At 73.1% G+C, this 17,521-nt stretch carries 13 protein-coding genes and 1 riboswitch; of the genes, 6 read left to right on the plus strand and 7 right to left on the minus strand.

Features of this window, described 5'->3' with window-relative positions:
- Positions 1–44: 44 nt before the first annotated feature.
- From LQ326_RS24130 to LQ326_RS47980, 4 genes are all read right to left on the minus strand, one after another.
- Positions 45–848 carry an enoyl-CoA hydratase/isomerase family protein gene (locus LQ326_RS24130; protein WP_234539627.1) on the minus strand — a complete coding sequence of 268 codons (804 nt, stop codon included), beginning with the start codon at positions 846–848 and terminating at the stop codon, positions 45–47.
- A 128-nt stretch (positions 849–976) separates the two neighbouring features.
- A complete protein-coding gene (locus tag LQ326_RS24135; RefSeq protein WP_046727957.1) occupies positions 977–1,195 on the minus strand; it encodes a helix-turn-helix domain-containing protein in 219 nt (72 codons plus the stop codon).
- A gap of 361 nt (positions 1,196–1,556) precedes the next feature.
- Positions 1,557–3,155 (minus strand): ABC-F family ATP-binding cassette domain-containing protein, encoded by a 1,599-nt coding sequence (locus LQ326_RS24140; RefSeq protein WP_234539628.1) that lies wholly within the window; start codon positions 3,153–3,155, stop codon positions 1,557–1,559.
- A 93-nt stretch (positions 3,156–3,248) separates the two neighbouring features.
- Positions 3,249–4,160, minus strand: a complete 912-nt coding sequence (locus LQ326_RS47980; protein ID WP_308402007.1) for a hypothetical protein — start codon at positions 4,158–4,160, stop codon at positions 3,249–3,251.
- A 538-nt stretch (positions 4,161–4,698) separates the two neighbouring features.
- Between LQ326_RS47980 and LQ326_RS24155 the strand changes: the two genes are divergently transcribed.
- Positions 4,699–5,112: a VOC family protein gene (locus LQ326_RS24155; protein WP_234539631.1), complete on the plus strand. Its 414-nt coding sequence runs from the start codon at positions 4,699–4,701 to the stop codon at positions 5,110–5,112.
- Between the two features lie 13 nt (positions 5,113–5,125).
- Here the strand turns inward: LQ326_RS24155 and LQ326_RS24160 are convergent, their stop codons facing one another.
- The 3 genes from LQ326_RS24160 to LQ326_RS24170 all read right to left on the minus strand — a co-directional run bounded on the left by LQ326_RS24160 (position 5,126) and on the right by LQ326_RS24170 (position 8,891).
- Positions 5,126–6,514 carry a hypothetical protein gene (locus LQ326_RS24160; RefSeq protein WP_234539632.1) on the minus strand — a complete coding sequence of 463 codons (1,389 nt, stop codon included), beginning with the start codon at positions 6,512–6,514 and terminating at the stop codon, positions 5,126–5,128.
- A gap of 434 nt (positions 6,515–6,948) precedes the next feature.
- A complete protein-coding gene (locus LQ326_RS24165; protein WP_234539633.1) occupies positions 6,949–8,076 on the minus strand; it encodes an alpha/beta hydrolase family protein in 1,128 nt (375 codons plus the stop codon).
- A gap of 80 nt (positions 8,077–8,156) precedes the next feature.
- Positions 8,157–8,891: a class II aldolase/adducin family protein gene (locus LQ326_RS24170; protein WP_234539635.1), complete on the minus strand. Its 735-nt coding sequence runs from the start codon at positions 8,889–8,891 to the stop codon at positions 8,157–8,159.
- Between the two features lie 483 nt (positions 8,892–9,374).
- Here LQ326_RS24170 and LQ326_RS24175 point away from each other — a divergent pair, with 483 nt between their 5' ends.
- The 5 genes from LQ326_RS24175 to cobN all read left to right on the plus strand — a co-directional run bounded on the left by LQ326_RS24175 (position 9,375) and on the right by cobN (position 17,435).
- Positions 9,375–10,637 (plus strand): inorganic phosphate transporter, encoded by a 1,263-nt coding sequence (locus tag LQ326_RS24175; protein ID WP_234539636.1) that lies wholly within the window; start codon positions 9,375–9,377, stop codon positions 10,635–10,637.
- A gap of 19 nt (positions 10,638–10,656) precedes the next feature.
- Complete coding sequence (locus LQ326_RS24180) at positions 10,657–10,884, plus strand: hypothetical protein (protein ID WP_234539637.1); 228 nt, start codon at positions 10,657–10,659, stop codon at positions 10,882–10,884.
- A 142-nt stretch (positions 10,885–11,026) separates the two neighbouring features.
- Positions 11,027–11,165: riboswitch (cobalamin riboswitch) on the plus strand.
- 101 nt (positions 11,166–11,266) lie between these two features.
- The gene (locus LQ326_RS24185) at positions 11,267–12,217 is read left to right on the plus strand and encodes a cobalamin biosynthesis protein (protein WP_234539639.1); all 951 of its coding nucleotides are present in this window, start codon (positions 11,267–11,269) and stop codon (positions 12,215–12,217) included.
- The gene (locus tag LQ326_RS24190; protein ID WP_234539640.1) at positions 12,214–13,761 is read left to right on the plus strand and encodes a cobyric acid synthase; all 1,548 of its coding nucleotides are present in this window, start codon (positions 12,214–12,216) and stop codon (positions 13,759–13,761) included. The genes LQ326_RS24185 and LQ326_RS24190 overlap by 4 nt, the downstream gene beginning before the upstream one ends.
- Positions 13,758–17,435, plus strand: a complete 3,678-nt coding sequence (cobN, locus tag LQ326_RS24195) for a cobaltochelatase subunit CobN (protein WP_234539641.1) — start codon at positions 13,758–13,760, stop codon at positions 17,433–17,435. Before LQ326_RS24190 ends, cobN begins: the two co-directional genes overlap by 4 nt.
- Positions 17,436–17,521: the final 86 nt, after the last annotated feature.

The following is a 17,521-nucleotide window of genomic DNA, read 5'->3' on the forward strand; positions in this document are numbered from 1 at the left end:
TGCCGCCGCGCGGGCGTGACCGGGCCCCGCCGGCCCGCGGTGAACTACTCGCCCACTCCTGCCAGGTCCCGCAGCCGCCGCGCCTGCGCCTGCCGCTCCGCGGCCCGCTGCTCGTCATAGGTACGGTCTCCCGCGCCCCGCAGCAGCGCCTTGGTCTCCACCACCGCGTCCCGTGGCGCGGCCAGCAGCGCGCCGGCCAGGTCGCGGGCCGCCGCGTCGAGTTCGCCCAGCGGCACGGCGACGCTCGCCAGCCCGGAAGCGACCGCTTCCTCGGCCTGGACGTACCGTCCGGTCGCGCAGATCTCCAGCGCCCGGGCGTAGCCCACCAGCGAGACGAGGGGGTGGGTGCCGGTCAGGTCGGGGACCAGTCCCAGGCTCGTCTCGCGCATGGCGAACTGCACGTCGTCGGCGACGACGCGCAGGTCACAGGCGAGGGCCAGCTGGAAGCCGGCCCCGATGGCGTGCCCCTGCACGGCGGCGATCGACACGATGTCGTTCCGTCGCCACCAGGTGAACGCCTCCTGGTATCCGGCGATGGCCGCGTCGAGTCCGGCGTCGTCACGGCGCGCGAGTTCGATGAAGGTCGGCTCGCCCGGGATCCCCTCCGGCGTGAACATCTGCCGGTCGAGGCCCGCGGAGAAGGACTGGCCCTCACCGCGCAGCACGACGACCCGGACCGACCCCGGCAGCGACCGCCCGGCCTCTGCCAACGCCCGCCACAGTGCGGGGCTCTGGACGTTGCGCTTGGCCGGGTTGGTCAGCGTCACCGTGGCGAGCGCGTCGTCGACGGTGAGCCGTACGCCGTCCTTGTCGAGAACAGGAGCGAGGTCCTGGTCGGGCGAAGCCATGGGGCGCCTCCGATGTGTGCGGTCATCACGCATTGCCGTACGGCATGCTAAGTGACTGCACAGTAACCACCCGGCCGATCACTCGACCGACCGGGTGGCCACCATCGAAGCCGATGGGCCGCCCGGGGTCAGGACGCGGCTTTCTTGCCCCGCGTCGCCCCGCCACGCCCACGCAGCGTGACACCCGACTCGCTGAGCATCCGGTGGACGAAGCCATACGAGCGGCCGGTTTCCTCGGCCAGTGCCCGAATGCTCGCACCGGAGTCGTACTTCTTCTTCAGGTCTGCCGCGAGCTTGTCGCGCGCGGCGCCGGTCACCCGGCTGCCCTTCTTCAGAGTCTCGGCCACCCGTGCCTCCTCATGGGAAGTGCGCTCTGGTCCCCTCATGATCACCCCTCCGGGTCGTGATGGCCACCCATTCGGCAAGGTCCGTGAGACATCGTTGTGACGACAGGAGTGCATCCCCACATCCGGAATCTGCGATTCCGCCGTGGGTCATCCGTGCGGCCGAACGGGTTCTTCCGTGAAGTGCCAGGTCAGGCACAGAAATCGGCCGACCCCTTGTCGACAAAGGGGTCGGCCGCGAAATCGATGTAGGACACACCTCGATACGAGGAGATCTCACACAGATGATGGATCACCGATAGGCCGAATGATCCATAACCAGTGGATCAGGCATTCGATCAAACGGCGGTGACGGGATCGGAGCTCAGGCGAGGGCGACGAGGTCCGCGTAGCCGGCGCCCCACAGGTCCTCGACGCCGTCGGGGAGCAGGATGATCCGCTCGGGCTGGAGCGCCTCCACGGCGCCCTCGTCGTGGGTGACGAGGACGACCGCGCCCTTGTAGGTGCGCAGGGCGCCGAGGATCTCCTCGCGGCTGGCGGGGTCGAGGTTGTTGGTCGGCTCGTCGAGCAGCAGGACGTTCGCGGAGGAGACGACCAGGGTGGCGAGGGCGAGGCGGGTCTTCTCGCCGCCGGAGAGGACCCCGGCCGGCTTGTCGACGTCGTCCCCGGAGAACAGGAACGAGCCCAGCACCTTGCGGACCTCGACGAGGTCCATGTCGGGCGCGGCCGAGCGCATGTTCTCCAGGACCGTGCGGTCCGGGTCCAGGGTCTCGTGCTCCTGGGCGTAGTAGCCGAGCTTGAGGCCGTGGCCCTGGATCACCTCACCGGTGTCGGGCTCCTCGACGCCGCCGAGCAGCCGCAGCAGGGTGGTCTTGCCGGCACCGTTGAGGCCCAGGATGACGACCCGGGAGCCCTTGTCGATGGCCAGGTCGACGTCGGTGAAGATCTCCAGCGAGCCGTACGACTTCGACAGGCCCTCGGCGGTCAGCGGGGTCTTGCCGCACGGCGCGGGCTCCGGGAAGCGGAGCTTGGCCACCTTGTCGGAGACCCGGACGGCGTCCAGGCCGGCCAGCAGTTTGTCGGCGCGGCGGGCCATGTTCTGCGCGGCGACCGTCTTGGTGGCCTTGGCCCGCATCTTGTCGGCCTGGGAGTGCAGGGCGGCGGCCTTCTTCTCGGCGTTGGCGCGCTCGCGCTTGCGGCGCTTCTCGTCGGCCTCGCGCTGCTGCTGGTAGAGCTTCCAGCCCATGTTGTAGACGTCGATCTGGGAGCGGTTGGCGTCCAGGTAGAAGACCTTGTTGACGACCGTCTCGACCAGGTCGACGTCGTGGGAGATCACGATGAAGCCGCCGCGGTAGGTCTTCAGGTAGTCGCGCAGCCAGACGATCGAGTCCGCGTCCAGGTGGTTGGTGGGCTCGTCGAGCAGCAGGGTGTCCGCGTCGGAGAACAGGATGCGGGCCAGCTCGATACGGCGGCGCTGACCGCCGGAGAGCGTGTGCAGGGGCTGACCGAGCACCCGGTCGGGCAGGTTGAGCGCGGCGGCGATGGTGGCGGCCTCGGCCTCGGCGGCGTACCCGCCCTTGGTGAGGAACTCGGTCTCCTGGCGCTCGTACTGCCGGAGCGCCTTCTCCCGGGTGGCGCCCTGGCCGTTGGCGATGCGCTGCTCGTTCTCGCGCATCTTGCGGATCAGGACGTCGAGGCCGCGCGCGGAGAGGACGCGGTCGCGGGCGAGGACGTCGAGGTCGCCGGTGCGGGGGTCCTGCGGGAGGTAGCCGACCTCGCCGGAGCGGGTGACGGTGCCCGCGGCGGGGATGCCGTCACCGGCCAGGACCTTGGTGAGGGTGGTCTTGCCCGCGCCGTTGCGGCCGACCAGACCGATGCGGTCGCCCTTGGCGACGCGGAAGGTGGCGTTCTCGATGAGGATGCGGGCACCGGCGCGCAGCTCGATACCGGAGGCGGAGATCACGGACAGACTCCAGGGCGTACGGGTTTTTGACGGGTGGGCGGCTGAGGACGTTCCCGCCGTCTAATGCGCGAGGAGAATGGCCATGGGCCAAGTCTAACGGGGCGGCGCAAGAGCTTTTTCGGTGCGCGGATGTTCGGGACGGCCCGCGCCGGGCGGGTCGTTGCCCAGCGGTGCGCGGTGCGGAGCGATTCCGCCCAGGTCGTCCACGGCGACGAGCTGCGCGGTCCAGGCGGCGTTCGCACAGGGCTGGGCGACCAGCAGGGCGGGACCGTGACGTACGGCACGTTCGGGGCGGAACGCGCAGCCGGCGCGGGCGGGCAGCACCCAGCGCAGGTCACCGTCGGCTGTGCGGTACGCGGCGATGCGCGCCGGAGTCACGATCGCGAGGACGCCCCGGCCCAGGGGGCGCAGGACTCCGGCGCCGCCCCGGGCGCGCAGCCAGCCGGTCGCCGCGGGCAGGGCGCGGTGCCAGCGCACGGAGCGGCCGTCGGTGTCGGTGACGAGCCCGTCGTCCCAGACGGTGATCGCATGCCCGCGCGTGGGCAGCACGCTGAGCGGGCGGCGGCCCACGCGCGCGTACCTCCACCGCAGGGTCCGCCCGTCGTACGCCTCGACGACGTCGCCACGCGCGCGTGCGGTGGGCGCGGACGGGCCGGGCGTGAGGTGGTCGCCGTAGGGGGCGGGGCGGATCCGGTGGGCGCCGGCGAGGAGCAGGAGCACGGCCGCGAGGAGGACGGCACCGGCGAGCAGGGTTCTGAAGGGTTTGCGGGCGGGGGGTTCTCCCGAGGGGGCGGCCGGGGGCTGCTCCCGGACGGCGGCCGGAGGCTGCTCCCGGACGGCGATCGGCGGCTGCTCCGGAACAGTGGGCAGAGGCTGCTCCGGAGCGGTGGGCTGATGCCGGCGGCGGACGGCGATCTGCGGCTGCTCCGGGACGGCGGGCGGAAGCTGCTCCGGGTGGGCCTTCGTGGCGGGTGGCTCGGTCCTCCCGTGGTGCAGAACGGCCACCCCTCACCCCTTCGGCGCCCGGTCGGGCGCCTCTGTGCCCCGCGTCAGGCGCAGAGCGTAGCCACGCCTGACGCGGGGCGCGCGGACGTGACGCGGGAGCGGGGCGGGACATCGCCCGTTCGGGCGTCGCCCCGGTCATCGGCGCGAAGTGGCGCCGCGGATGCCGCAGAGTGGCCGCGGGGAACGGTGTGCGCAGAAGGCGGTGCCCCGTGCGGTCCGACGACGACGCCGACAATGTCGCCCGCCCCCGTCCCCGGTTCCCTGCTCACCGGCGCGGGCACAGCGCAACTGCCGTACCGGGCGGGGTTCCAAAGGCGGGTGACGCCTCGGACGTGGACGAACGGGCCGGCTCGGCGGCGCCGGCAGGGGTCCCGCCAGGGGCGCCCGACCGGGGACATGGCACGCTGCGGCACCTCTCGCCGAGCTGTTGACCTGCAACGACGGTGCGGGCTCGGGGCGTTGTCAGTGCCGGGTGCGAGACTGGGGACCAGGCCGGAACGACGGCTTTCGGGGGACCGACACAAGAGGAGTGATCGGTATGGCGGGCACGAGTGGCGGGCGGCCGAGCATCTATCCGTCGCTGCTGTACACGGACGCGCAGGCGGCGATCAAGCAGCTGACGGAGGCCTTCGGCTTCACCGAACTGTCGGTGTACGAGGGCGAGGACGGCATGGTGCTCCACGCGGAACTGGTGCAGGGCAACGGCGCGATCATGCTGGGCTCCAAGGGCCGCGGCGGCCGGTTCGACGCGGCGATGGAGGGCGCGGGCCCGACCGGGGTGTACATCGTCGTGGACGACGTCGACGCACACCACCAGCGTGCCTCGGACCACGGCGCCGAGATCCTGATGCCTCCGACGGACCAGGACTACGGCTCGCGGGACTACATGGCCCGGGACATCGAGGGCAACATCTGGAGCTTCGGCACGTACGCCCCGGAGATAGCCACCTGATCCGCCCCTCCGGCTAACCGCCGGTGTGCACCTGGAAGGCGGCCCGGCGGACGGCTTTGGCCAGTGCCGGGTCGGGGTGGGCGGCGGCGAGCGCGACCAGGACCTGCACGGTGCGCGGGTGACCGACCGCGCGCACCTCGTCGAGCAGGGCGGGGACGGTGGGCTGCAGCGCCGACTCCAGGTGGCGGACGAGCAGCGGTGCCTCACCGTGGTCGGCGACCGCGGCGGCCGTGTCCACCCAGAGCCAGGTCGCCTCTTCCCGGGTGAGCACCTCGTGCGCGTCCTCGGGGTCGATCCCGTCGTGCTCGGCCAGCCAGAGCAGGGCGTACGGCCGCAGGGTCGGCTCGTCGACGACCGCGCGGACGTCCGGTTCGGCGGGGGCGCCGACGACCCGCAGCGCCTCGAAGGCGAGGCCGCGCAGCAGGGCGTCCTCGCCGCGCGCGGCGTCGATGAGTTCGGTGACGGCGCCGCCGACGGGGCGGGCGGCGAGCCACGCGCGGTACTCGGCGCGGGCCGCGTTGGGGCGCAGTTGGGCGCAGCCGCGCAGCATCTCCTCGGCGGCGACCTCGATGTTCCCGGCGGGGCTCTGCGCGGCGACGCAGATCTGCTCCAGCTTGACCCAGACCGCCCAGCTGCCCAGCGGGGTGAGGGTGGCCTGGCCGTCGCCGTAGGTCAGCGCGCCGACTGAGGCGAGTGCGTGCAGGGACCAGTCGAGGAGGGGGGCGAGCTCGGCCTCGTCGGCCGGGGCCGGGTCCTCGGCCGCCGCGTGGTCGGCCGGGTCGGCGTCGGCGGAGCGCAGGGCGGCGAGGGGCTTGGCGGTCCCGGTGCCGTTCTCCGTGTCGTAGGGGACCTCGCAGCGCTCGGTGCGCAGTTCGGTGACCCGCTGTCCCAGCAGGTCCAGGAGCTGCTCGACCGGCACGGGACCGGCGGACAGCTGGAGGAAGGAGAGCACCTGGGGCATGGCCGAGACGACCTCGGCGACGGCGGCCGGCTCGAACTCCGCGGGCTCGGCGTGAGCGAGCGACCACGCGTCGAAGAGGGCGACCCAGCCGCGCAGCACGGCGCTGTCGTCGCGGTCCCAGGCGCGCAGGCGCCAGCCGGGCCGCGCACTGTCGCCGTGCACCTCGACCAGGCCGGCGAGGCGGGCGGTGTCCCAGTCGGCGCGGACCTGAGCGACGGTCAGGCCCAGTTCCTCGGCGGCGCTTTCGGCGGACGCGTCGGAGAGGGTGGCCTTGCCGTCAGCGGTCGCACCGTCGCTGCCGGGCCCGAGGGCGGCGTCCGCCCAGTGGGCGACGCGGGCCGCGCCGGCCAGGCCGGAGCGTGCCATTCTGGCCAGTTCCGCGGGTGCCGGGGTGCCCTCCGGCGGGCGGGGTGCGGGGCGGCGCGCGGGCCGCTGGTTCATTGCTCGGGGGGCGGCGGCCAGGGGTCGCGTTCGGACAAGTCGGAGCCTTGAGTCGCGCGGGATACGGGACGTCACGGGTGCAGTCTTCCGGTTGACGGTCCGAAAACCCAAACGGAATGTCACGGCGGGCGACGGGGCTGGCCAACGCACGGGGTACAGGGGGAGGCGAGGAGACATGTTCAGGCCAGTGGTACGGCCTTAAACGGAACCTCCGGAACCGGCCGGAATCAGGGCCTCCGGCTTGGGGCGACGAGGCACCGGGACGCGGAAGGGAAGGGCCGGCGGGTGCGGGAAGAATCACATCGGAGGCGAATCGGCGGGTGCCGTCGGCCATCGGAGGCCGAGGGGCGGGCACGGAGGCCCACACGTCGGAGCAGCGCACGCCGGGGAGCGCACGCGAGCGCACCCGGCAGGGGGGCGCGCACCGCAGCGCCTCACATCAGGGGCGTGAGGAACCGGCGCAGCCGTTCCTCGTACTCCTCCGGGTCGGCGTTCCACATCGCGCCGTGCGGAGCGTCCGGGACGGTGTGCAGGGCCACCCGGTCGGGGCGTCGCGCGGCGAGTCTGCGGGAGTACACCCAGGGGGCCACGGTGTCGTCCGGGCCGTGCGCGATCAGGGTGGGCACGGTGAGGTGGTCCGGGTCGACGGGCTCGGCGGCGTGGTCGGCGTGCAGGCGGGCGCGGCCCTGAGCGGCGCGCACCGCGAGCGGCAGCAGGGGCTCGGGGGTGTGCCGGGCCTGGGCGAGGGCGCGCAGGGTGGCTTCCCAGCTGAGTACCGGGGAGTCCAGGACCAGCCCGGAGATCCGCTCGCGCAGCGCCGAGTGGGCGGCGGCGCGCAGCGCCATGGTGGCGCCGGTGGACCAGCCGTACAGGACGACGCGGCGGGCGCCGTAGCGGAGGGCGTAGCGGACCGCCGCGTCCAGGTCGCGCCACTCGCTCTCGCCCAGGTGGTTCAGGCCGTCCGGAGGGCGTGGGGCGCCGAGGTCGCCGCGGTAGGCGAGGGCGAGCACCGGCAGGCGCCGGGTGTGCAGGAAGGCCATGACGTTCATGGGGTGCTCGCGGGTGGTGCCGAGGCCGTGCACGGCGATCACCCAGGTGTCCCGGTGGCCGGGCAGGAACCAGGCGGGCAGCGGGCCGAGTTCGCCGGGCAGGTCGACGTCGGCGTACTCCAGGCCCAGGGCCGTGCCCGGGTTGCCGACGTGGACGTTGGCGGTGAGCCAGACGTCGTCGCCGGCCTCGAAGGTGCCGTGGGTCACCCGCTCCAGCCGTCGCACCACGGTGTCGGCGGTGTGCGCGGCGGATTCCAGGACGGCGCCGACGACCGCGTGCGAGCCGTCGCCGGCCAGGCCGTAGGTGCCGGGCCGCAGCGAGGCGAGGTCGCGGGTGAGGGTGATGCGGCCGGCCGCGGTGCCGTGCACGGTGAGCCGGGGTTCGGTGGGCAGAGGCCGGCCGGGCGGTGCCTTCAGCGCGGCGTCACTGGCGAACCGGCCGGCGGCCACGCCGGCCGCACCGGCGGCGAGTACGGCACCGACCGCGGCGGCCGTGACTTTGACTGGGTGCACCTGTCCAGTGTCGGGGCGTACGCCGACGGTGGCCAGTGGAGCGCGGGACGGGCTCGCGGGAGGACGCTCGCCGGGCGGGCTCAGCCCCGTCGCTGCCCGTACCCCCGCAGCCGCTCCGCGACCTCCGTGATCTGGTGCGGGGCCAGCAGGCTCGGGGTGAGGCCGGGCACCGAGGACGCCGTCAGCCACAGGTGGCACATCCACTCCAGCTGGGCGGTGCGGTCATAGGCCTGGCCCAGGGTGGTGCCGTAGGTGATCGTGCCGTGGTTCTGGAGGAGGCAGCCGGAGCGGTCGGTCAGGGCGCGGAGCATGTTCTCGGCCAACTCCTCGGTGCCGTACGTCGCATACGGGGCAACCCGGACGGCACCGCCGAGGGCGGCGGACATGTAGTGGATCGCCGGCAGTTCGGTGACGAGCGTGGAGACGGCCGTCGCGTGCAGAGCGTGGGTGTGGACGACGGCCCCGGCGTCGCTGCTGCCGTAGACCGCGAGGTGCATCGGCAGTTCGCTGGTGGGGACCAGGGCGCCGAGGACCTGGCGGCCGAGGAGGTCGACGCCGGTCACGTCGTCCGGGGTGAGCCGGTCGTACGGCACGCCCGACGGCGTGACCAGCACGGTGTCGCCGACGCGGACCGAGACGTTGCCGGAGGTGCCGACGACGAGTCCGTCCGACACGGTGCGGCGGGCCGTGGCGACGAGTTCGCGCCAGGCGTCCGCCTCCTCCGCGCGCACATCCCGCCTTCGCGGCCCCGACACACCTGGTGTGCCGGCCCGCCCGCCCCGTCCGTCACGCTCGCCCCGTCGCCGCTCAGCCATGGCCCGATCCTGCCAGGCGGCACCCCAACCGGCCCGCGCGACAGTGCGCTTCGGGCCCGGCGTCCCGAATCCAGCAGATCACGAATCATCCCAGAAGGGTCCATGACGCGGCCTGATTGAAGATCACCGCGGCGGGAGACCGGCCGGCGGCCGGTGATCCGCACGACCGCCAACCGGTGGAACCTCCGCACCGGCGGCAGAAACGCCTTCGCCGCCGACCACGCGCCGCGGATCCGCCCGGCACGGCTCGGCGGACGGGGGACGCCGCGACCGGACGGCCGTCCTGGACCTTCCGGCAGTACGAGAACGGCGGCAACCGCCGGGTGACCAGAATCTCTCCGACGGGACGGCGGACAGGCCCCGCTCCGCCTCACCCCTTCGAAGCGAAATCCATACACCACCGCGACTGCCTCAGTTCATCTTCCGTTCACCCAGGTTGCCTACGGTCCAACAGCCAATGACTTCGAAAGATTGCCTGGGTAAATGGAAAGCTTCTCGCTGATCCTCGCGATTGTGGTGATCACCGCACTCGCGTTCGATTTCACGAACGGTTTCCACGACACCGCCAACGCGATGGCCACGACCATCTCGACCGGCGCGCTCAAGCCCAAGATCGCGGTGACGATGTCCGCCGCGCTCAACCTCGTGGGCGCTTTCCTCTCCGTAGAGGTCGCCAACACGATCTCCAAGGGTCTCGTCGACGAGAACGGCATTCGTCCCGAGGTCATCTTCGCCGCGCTGGTCGGCGCCATCCTCTGGAACCTCGTGACCTGGCTGGTGGGCCTGCCGTCCAGCTCCTCGCACGCCCTCATGGGCGGCCTGATCGGCGCCACCGTCGCCTCCGCCGGCTTCGGCGCGGTCCACGGCGACGTGCTCGTCACCAAGGTCCTGCTCCCGGCGGTCGCCGCACCCGTGGTCGCGGGCCTCGCGGCGCTGCTCTCCACCCGGCTCTCCTACGCGATCGGCAACAACGCCGACGACAACGCCACCCGCAAGGGCTTCCGCGCCGGCCAGATCGCCTCCGCCGGACTGGTCTCGCTCGCGCACGGCACCAACGACGCGCAGAAGACCATGGGCATCATCACCCTCGCGCTGATCGCGGGCGGCTCCATAGCCCCCGGCTCCAACCCTCCCACCTGGGTCATCCTCTCCGCAGGCCTCGCCATCGCGCTCGGCACCTACATCGGCGGCTGGCGGATCATCCGCACCATGGGCAAGGGCCTGACCGACCTCCAGCCGCAGCAGGGCTTCGCCGCCCAGACCAGCGCGGCCACCGCCATCCTGGCCTCCTCGCACCTCGGCTTCTCCCTCTCCACCACGCACGTCGTCTCCGGTTCCGTGATGGGCGCGGGCCTCGGCCGCAAGGGCGGCACGGTCCGCTGGTCCACCGCGACCCGGATGGCCGTCGCCTGGCTGCTCACCCTCCCGGCCGCCGCGCTGGTCGGCGCGCTCGCCGAGTCCGTGACGGGCCTCGGCGACTGGGGCACCGCGCTCGTCGCCGTCTTCCTGGTGGCCGCCGCCGCCGCGATCTGGAAGCTGTCCCGCCGCGAGGTCGTGCACAGCGGCAACGTCAACGCCACCGACGCCGACGAGCCGGCCGGCGTGGTGACCACGGCGATCGCCGCCGTGACGCCGCCGCCCGCCGGCCCGGTCGCCGACGGCCTCACCGCCACCATCCCCGCCCCGGCCGCCCTCCCCACCCCGGCACCCGCCGCTCCCGCGACCGACCCGGCCGCCACCGTCTGACCCCCGAGGAAGAAGCGACATGAACATCGACTGGGCAGCCATCGGCTCCGTCTTCGGCGTCAGCCTCGTGGTCACGGTGGGCCTGGTGGCCCTGTTCACCCTCGGCATCAAGGGACTGTCCGCCCGCGAACGCGCCACCGCCCAGGGCAACTCCGCGGCCCTGGCCGCCACGGCCGCCTACCTCTGCTTCGCCGGCTGCGCGGCCGCGGTGGCGTACGGCATCCACCTGATCGTGGCGAAGGCCTGACACCGCGGAGTCCCGCGCGCGCCGAGAAGGCTCCTCTCCCATCGCTCGGAGAGGAGCCTTCGGCATGCCCCAACCGCCTCGCCGGCCACCCGGTGTGGGTCTTCCCACACAGTCCCCTCCCAGGTCAACGGCAGGTTGACGGGTCTTCCAGGGGCGTGGTGGACTTCCGGAGCCATGTACGGCGGCAAGGGAGGAAGCCGGTGTGAATCCGGCGCGGTCCCGCCACTGTCACCGGGGAGCAGTCCCCGGAAGCCAGGAACTCCCACCGCCGGTCTCGTCGAACCAGGGCGTGGACACCCTGAGTGAGGACATATCGCCATGCGCGGCTGCCGTTCGAGGTTCCGTACCCGGCCCCTCCCCCACCCCGCGGCCGGCTGAGCCGATGGGTGCCGATCGCGTCTTCGCGTACGGCGCCGCCGCCGGCCTTCTCGGTGATCTGCTGCTCGGCGATCCGCGCCGAGGGCATCCGGTCGCCGTGTTCGGCCGGGCGGCCGGGGCCGTGGAGCGGGTGCTGTGGCGGGACCACCGCGGGTGGGGCGCGCTGCACACCGCCGTGTGCGCCGGCGGCGCTGTGGCGCTGGGCGCCGTGGCCCAGCGGCTCGTACGACCGTCCACCGTCGCGTCCGTCGCCCTCACCGGCGCGGCCACCTGGGCCGTGGTCGGCGGCACTTCGCTCGCTCGCGAGGCCCGCGCCGTCGGGCGGGCCCTGGAGGCGGGCGACGTCGAGGCGGCCCGGACGCGGCTGCCGCATCTGTGCGGTCGCGATCCGCAGGCCCTGGACGCCGACGGGATCGCCCGGGCGGTCGTGGAGTCCGTCGCCGAGAACACGAGCGACGCGGTCGTCGGGGCGCTGGTGTGGGGGGCCGTCGGGGGTGTGCCGGGGCTGCTCGGGTTCCGGGCCGTGAACACCCTGGACGCCATGGTGGGGCACAAGTCGGCCCGCTACCGCCGGTACGGATGGGCTTCCGCCCGGCTGGACGACGTGGCCGGGTGGCCTGGGGCGCGGCTCACCGCCGTGCTGGCCGCGGTGTCCGGAGGCGACCCCGAGGGAGCGGTACGGGCCTGGCGGGCCGACGCGGCGAAGCATCCGAGTCCCAACGCGGGGCCCGTGGAGGCGTCGTTCGCGGGGGCGTTGGGCGTGCGGCTCGGGGGGACGTTGTCGTACGGGGGGCGAGTCGAGCACCGGCCGGTGCTGAACGGGGAGGGGCGGGCTGTGGAAGTCGGCGACATCGACCGGGCGGTGCGGTTGTCGCGGCGGGTGGGGTGGCTGGCGTTGGGCGTGAGTGCGGCGGGGGCCCTGCTGCGCGGATCGCTCCCGGGAAGGGCGTCATGAACAACGGCGGTCTTCTCGTGGCCGGTACCACCTCCGATGCCGGGAAGAGCGTGGTCACCGCCGGCATCTGCCGGTGGCTGGTGCGGCAGGGGGTGAAGGTCGCGCCGTTCAAGGCGCAGAACATGTCCCTCAATTCGTTCGTGACGCGTGACGGGGCCGAGATCGGGCGGGCGCAGGCCATGCAGGCACAGGCCTGCCGGGTGGAGCCGACCGCGCTCATGAACCCGGTGCTGCTCAAGCCCGGTGGCGAGCAGAGCAGTCAGGTCGTGCTGCTCGGCAAGCCGGTCGGTGAGCTGAGTGCGCGTGGCTATCACGGCGGGCGGCAGCAGAAGCTGCTCGGGACCGTGCTCGACTGTCTCGCCGAGTTGCGGGGCACGTATGACGCGGTGATCTGTGAGGGAGCGGGCAGTCCGGCGGAGATCAACCTGCGCCGGACCGACATCGTGAACATGGGGATCGCCCGGAATGCCGGGCTGCCCGTGCTCGTGGTCGGGGACATCGACCGCGGGGGCGTGTTCGCTTCGTTCTTCGGCACCGTCGCCCTGCTCTCGCCGGAGGACCAGGAACTCGTCGCCGGGTTCCTCGTCAACAAGTTCCGGGGGGATGTCTCCCTGCTGGAGCCGGGCCTCGGCATGCTGCACGGGCTCACCGGGCGGCGCACCTACGGCGTCCTGCCCTTCCGGCACGGCCTCGGGATCGACGAGGAGGACGGGATGGGGGTCCCGCCGCGCGAGCGGAGCCGGGCGGGGGGAAGGGGCTCCCTGCCCGGGAGCGTCGCGGAGCCGGACGCGGCCCCGCCCGTCGGGGAGGACGTGCTGCGGGTCGCCGTCTGCGCGATCCCGCTGATGTCCAACTTCACGGACGTGGACGCCCTGGCCGCCGAACCGGGCGTCGTGGTGCGGTTCGTGGACAGGCCGGACGAGCTGGCCGACGCCGACCTCGTGGTGGTTCCGGGGACCCGGGGAACGGTCCGGGCCCTGGAGTGGCTGCACGAGCGGGGGCTCGCGCGGGCGCTGCGGCGCCGGGCCGCCGAGCAGCGGCCCGTCCTCGGTGTCTGCGGTGGCTTCCAGATCCTCGGTGAGCACATCGAGGACGACGTCGAGAGCCGTCGGGGGCGGGTCGACGGGCTCGGGGTGCTGCCGGTGCGGGTCCGGTTCGCCCGGGAGAAGACGCTGGCCCGGTCCGTCGGGGAGGCCCTCGGCGAGCGGGTCGAGGGGTACGAGATCCATCACGGGGTGGCCGAGGTGACCGGGGGCGAGGCCTTCCTGGACGGGTGCCGGGCCGGGCAGACCTGGGGCACGCACTGGCACGGCTCCCTGGAGTCGGACGGCTTCCGCCGGGCCTTCCTGCGCGAGGTGGCGGCCGCCGCGGGCCGCCGGTTCGTGCCGGCCTCCGACACCTCGTTCGCCGCGCTGCGCGAGGAGCGGCTGGACCGGCTCGGCGACCTGATCGAACAGCACGCGGACACGGACGCGCTCTGGCGGCTCATCGAGTCGGGCGCGCCGCAAGGACTGCCCTTCATCCCACCGGGAGCGCCCGCATGAGCACTGTGTTGTTGTTGTCGACCGCGGACACCGATCTGCTGGCGGCCCGGGCCGCCTCCGGTGCCGACTACCGGATCGGCAATCCGACGCGCCTCGACGCCGCCGAGGAGCTGCCCGCGCTGATCAACGGCGCGGACATCGCCGTCGTACGGCTGCTCGGCGGCAGGCGTGCCTGGGAGGACGGGCTCGCCGCGCTGAAGGCCGCCGGGATCCCGACCGTGCTGCTCGGCGGCGAGGCCGTGCCGGACGCGGAGTTGATGGCGGAGTCGTCGGTGCCGGCGGGCGTGGTCGCCGAGGCCCTCAGGTACCTGGTCGAGGGCGGCCCCGCCAACCTCACCGAGCTGGCCCGGTTCCTCTCCGACACCGTGCTGCTGACCGGCGAGGGGTTCGCCGGGCCGCGGAAGATGCCGGAGTACGGCGTCCACGGCTCGTACGAAAGGGCCGACGGCCGCCCGACCGTGGGCGTGCTCTTCTACCGGGCCCATGAACTCAGCGGCAACACCGCCTTCGTGGACACCCTGTGCCGGGCGATCGAGGCGCGCGGCGCCAACGCCCTTCCCGTGTACTGCGGTTCACTGCGCGACGCGGACGCGGGACTGTACGAGATCCTCGCCGGGGCCGACTGCCTGGTCGCCACCGTCCTCGCCGCCGGCGGCACGCATGCCTCGCAGGCCTCGGCGGGCGGCGACGAGGAGGCATGGGACGTCGGGGCGCTCGCGGACCTCGACGTGCCCGTGCTGCAAGGGCTCTGCCTGACCTCGTCGCGGGAGGCCTGGGAGGCCTCGGACGCCGCTCTCTCCCCGATGGACGCGGCGATGCAGGTCGCGATCCCGGAGTTCGACGGGCGGCTCGTCACCGTGCCGTTCTCCTTCAAGGAGCGGGTCGACGACGACGGAGCCGACGTCCCGGTGTACGTCGCCGACCCCGAGCGGGCCGCCCGGGTGGCCGGGATCGCCGTACGGCACGCGCGGTTGAAGCACAAGGCGAACGCCGAGAAGAAGCTGGCGCTCGTGTTCACCGCGTACCCGACGAAGCACTCGCGCGTCGGCAACGCGGTGGGCCTGGACACCCCCGCGTCGGCGGTACGGGTACTGGACGCACTCAAGGCCGCCGGGTACGGACTCACCGAATACCCGGCGGGCGGCGACGAGTTGATCCACCGGCTCATCGAGGCCGGCGGTCACGACGTCGAGTGGCTGACCGAGGAGCAGCTGGCCGCCGCGCCCGCGCGGGTGCCGCTCGCCGACTACCGGGCGTGGTTCGACCGGCTCGATCCCCGGCTGCGCGACAGGATGCTGGAGGTGTGGGGCGAGCCGCCGGGATCGCTGTACGTCGACGGGGACGACATCGTGCTGGCGTCCCTCCGGTTCGGCAACGTCGTCGTGATGATCCAGCCGCCGCGCGGCTTCGGGGAGAACCCGATCGCGATCTACCACGACCCCGACATGCCGCCGTCGCACCACTACATGGCGGCCTACCGGTGGCTGGAGGCCGCGGCCTCCGAGGGGGGCTTCGGCGCCGACGCCATCGTCCACATGGGCAAGCACGGCACGATGGAGTGGCTGCCCGGCAAGGGACTCGGGCTCAGCGGCGGCTGCGCGCCGGACGCCGTGCTCGGTGAACTGCCCCTGATCTACCCGTTCATCGTCAACGACCCCGGCGAGGGCACCCAGGCCAAGCGGCGCGGCCACGCCACGGTCGTCGACCACCTCGTACCGCCGATGGCCCGCGCCGACACCTACGGCGACCTGGCCAGGCTGGAGCAGCTGCTCGACGAGTACGCGCTCGTCTCCGACCTGGACCCGGCCAAGGCACCGGCGGTCCGCGCCCAGATCTGGACGCTGGTCAAGGCCGCCGAGCTGCACCACGACCTGCATGTGGACGAGCAGCCGGACGACGGCGCCTTCGACGAGTTCGTCATGCACATCGACGGCTATCTGTGCGAGATCAAGGACGTGCAGATCCGGGACGGGCTGCACATCCTCGGCGGCGGCCCGGCCGGTGAGCCGCGCGTCAATCTCGTGCTCGCGGTGCTGCGCGCCTCGCAGGTGTGGGGCGGGCAGGCGAACGCGCTGCCCGGACTGCGGGCCTCGCTGGCCGCGCATTTCGGGCTGGTCGAGAAGGAGCTGCTGGCGGAGCCCGGCGCTCCCGTGAAGGTGCCCGTCGAACTGACGGACCTGGTCGAGGGGCCGTCGCGCACCGGCGCCGACGCCGTCGACCTGCTGGAGCAGCTGTGCCGACGGCTCGCGGAGGGAATGGAGGCGCGGGACTGGGACGCCGGCGCCGTCCCCGCTCTCGTCCGTGACGTCCTCGGCACCGAACTGCCGGACGCGGTCGCGGTGCTGGAGTTCGCCTGTTCCGAGGTGGTGCCGCGGCTCGCGCGGACCACGGACGAGATCGGGCACATCCTCAAGGCGCTGGACGGCGGTTACGTCCCGGCCGGCCCGTCCGGCTCGCCCACCCGAGGCCTGGTCAACGTCCTGCCCACCGGCCGGAACTTCTACTCGGTCGACCCCAAGGCCATTCCGTCCCGGCTGAGCTGGGAGGTCGGCCAGTCGCTCGCCGACTCGCTGGTGCAGCGGTATCTGAGCGACACCGGCGCATACCCGAAGTCCGTCGGCCTGACGGTGTGGGGCACCTCCGCGATGCGCACCCAGGGCGACGACATCGCCGAGATCCTGGCACTGCTGGGCTGCCGTCCGGTCTGGGACGACGCGTCGCGCCGCGTCACCGGCTTCGAGGTGATCCCCCTGGCCGGGCTGGGCCGGCCGCGCATCGACGTCACCGTCCGGATCTCCGGCTTCTTCCGGGACGCGTTCCCGCACGTGGTCCAGCTGATCGACGACGCGGTACGCACGGTCGCCGAGCTGGACGAGCCGGCCGACGCCAACTACGTGCGGGCCCACGCCGACGAGGACACCGCCGAGCACGGCGACCGGCGCCGCGCGACCGCCCGGGTCTTCGGCTCCAAGCCGGGGGCGTACGGTGCCGGCCTGCTGCCGCTGATCGACGCCCGCAACTGGCGCTCCGACGCCGACCTCGCCGAGGTGTACGCGGTGTGGGGCGGTTACGCCTACGGGCGCGGGCTCGACGGGCGGCCTGCGCGCGGGGACATGGAGACCGCGTTCAGGCGCATCGCCGTCGCCGCGAAGAACGTGGACACCCGCGAGCACGACCTGGTGGACGCCGACGACTACTTCCAGTACCACGGCGGCATGGTCGCCATGGTGCGCCATCTGACCGGCGCGAGCCCGGAAGCGTACGTGGGCGACTCGGCCACCCCGGACCAGGTGCGGACCCGGACGCTGGGCGAGGAGACGCACCGCGTCTTCCGGGCCCGGGTGGTCAACCCCCGCTGGATGAGCGCCATGCGGAGGCACGGGTACAAGGGGGCCTTCGAGATGGCGGCGACCGTGGACTACCTGTTCGGGTACGACGCCACGGCCGGGGTCGTGGACGACTGGATGTACGAGAAGCTCGCCTCCGAGTACGTGTTCTCGCCGGAGAACCAGGAGTTCATGCGGACGTCCAACCCCTGGGCGCTGAGGGGCATCACGGAGCGCCTGCTGGAGGCCGCCGACCGGGGGCTGTGGGCGGAGCCGGACCAGGACACCCTGGACCGGCTCCGGGCGACCTACCTCGAACTCGAGGGAGACCTGGAGGGAGACGCGTGAGCTCCTCCGGTCACCCCGCACACACCCGCGACCGCAGCGAACGGGCCGTGATCCCGGCGCCGCTGCGTCCGGCGCTCGTACCGGCC

This window comes from Streptomyces shenzhenensis (assembly GCF_021462265.1).
Lineage (GTDB): Bacteria > Actinomycetota > Actinomycetes > Streptomycetales > Streptomycetaceae > Streptomyces > Streptomyces shenzhenensis.

Coding starts and splice junctions, on each gene's coding strand:
- LQ326_RS24155 (WP_234539631.1), top strand. CDS start 4,699: ATGGCGGGCACGAGTGGCGGGCGGCCGAGCATCTATCCGTCGCTGCTG.
- LQ326_RS24190 (WP_234539640.1), top strand. CDS start 12,214: ATGAACAACGGCGGTCTTCTCGTGGCCGGTACCACCTCCGATGCCGGG.
- LQ326_RS24180 (WP_234539637.1), top strand. CDS start 10,657: ATGAACATCGACTGGGCAGCCATCGGCTCCGTCTTCGGCGTCAGCCTC.
- LQ326_RS24185 (WP_234539639.1), top strand. CDS start 11,267: ATGGGTGCCGATCGCGTCTTCGCGTACGGCGCCGCCGCCGGCCTTCTC.
- LQ326_RS24160 (WP_234539632.1), bottom strand. CDS start 6,514: ATGAACCAGCGGCCCGCGCGCCGCCCCGCACCCCGCCCGCCGGAGGGC.
- cobN (WP_234539641.1), top strand. CDS start 13,758: ATGAGCACTGTGTTGTTGTTGTCGACCGCGGACACCGATCTGCTGGCG.
- LQ326_RS24130 (WP_234539627.1), bottom strand. CDS start 848: ATGGCTTCGCCCGACCAGGACCTCGCTCCTGTTCTCGACAAGGACGGC.
- LQ326_RS24175 (WP_234539636.1), top strand. CDS start 9,375: ATGGAAAGCTTCTCGCTGATCCTCGCGATTGTGGTGATCACCGCACTC.
- LQ326_RS24170 (WP_234539635.1), bottom strand. CDS start 8,891: ATGGCTGAGCGGCGACGGGGCGAGCGTGACGGACGGGGCGGGCGGGCC.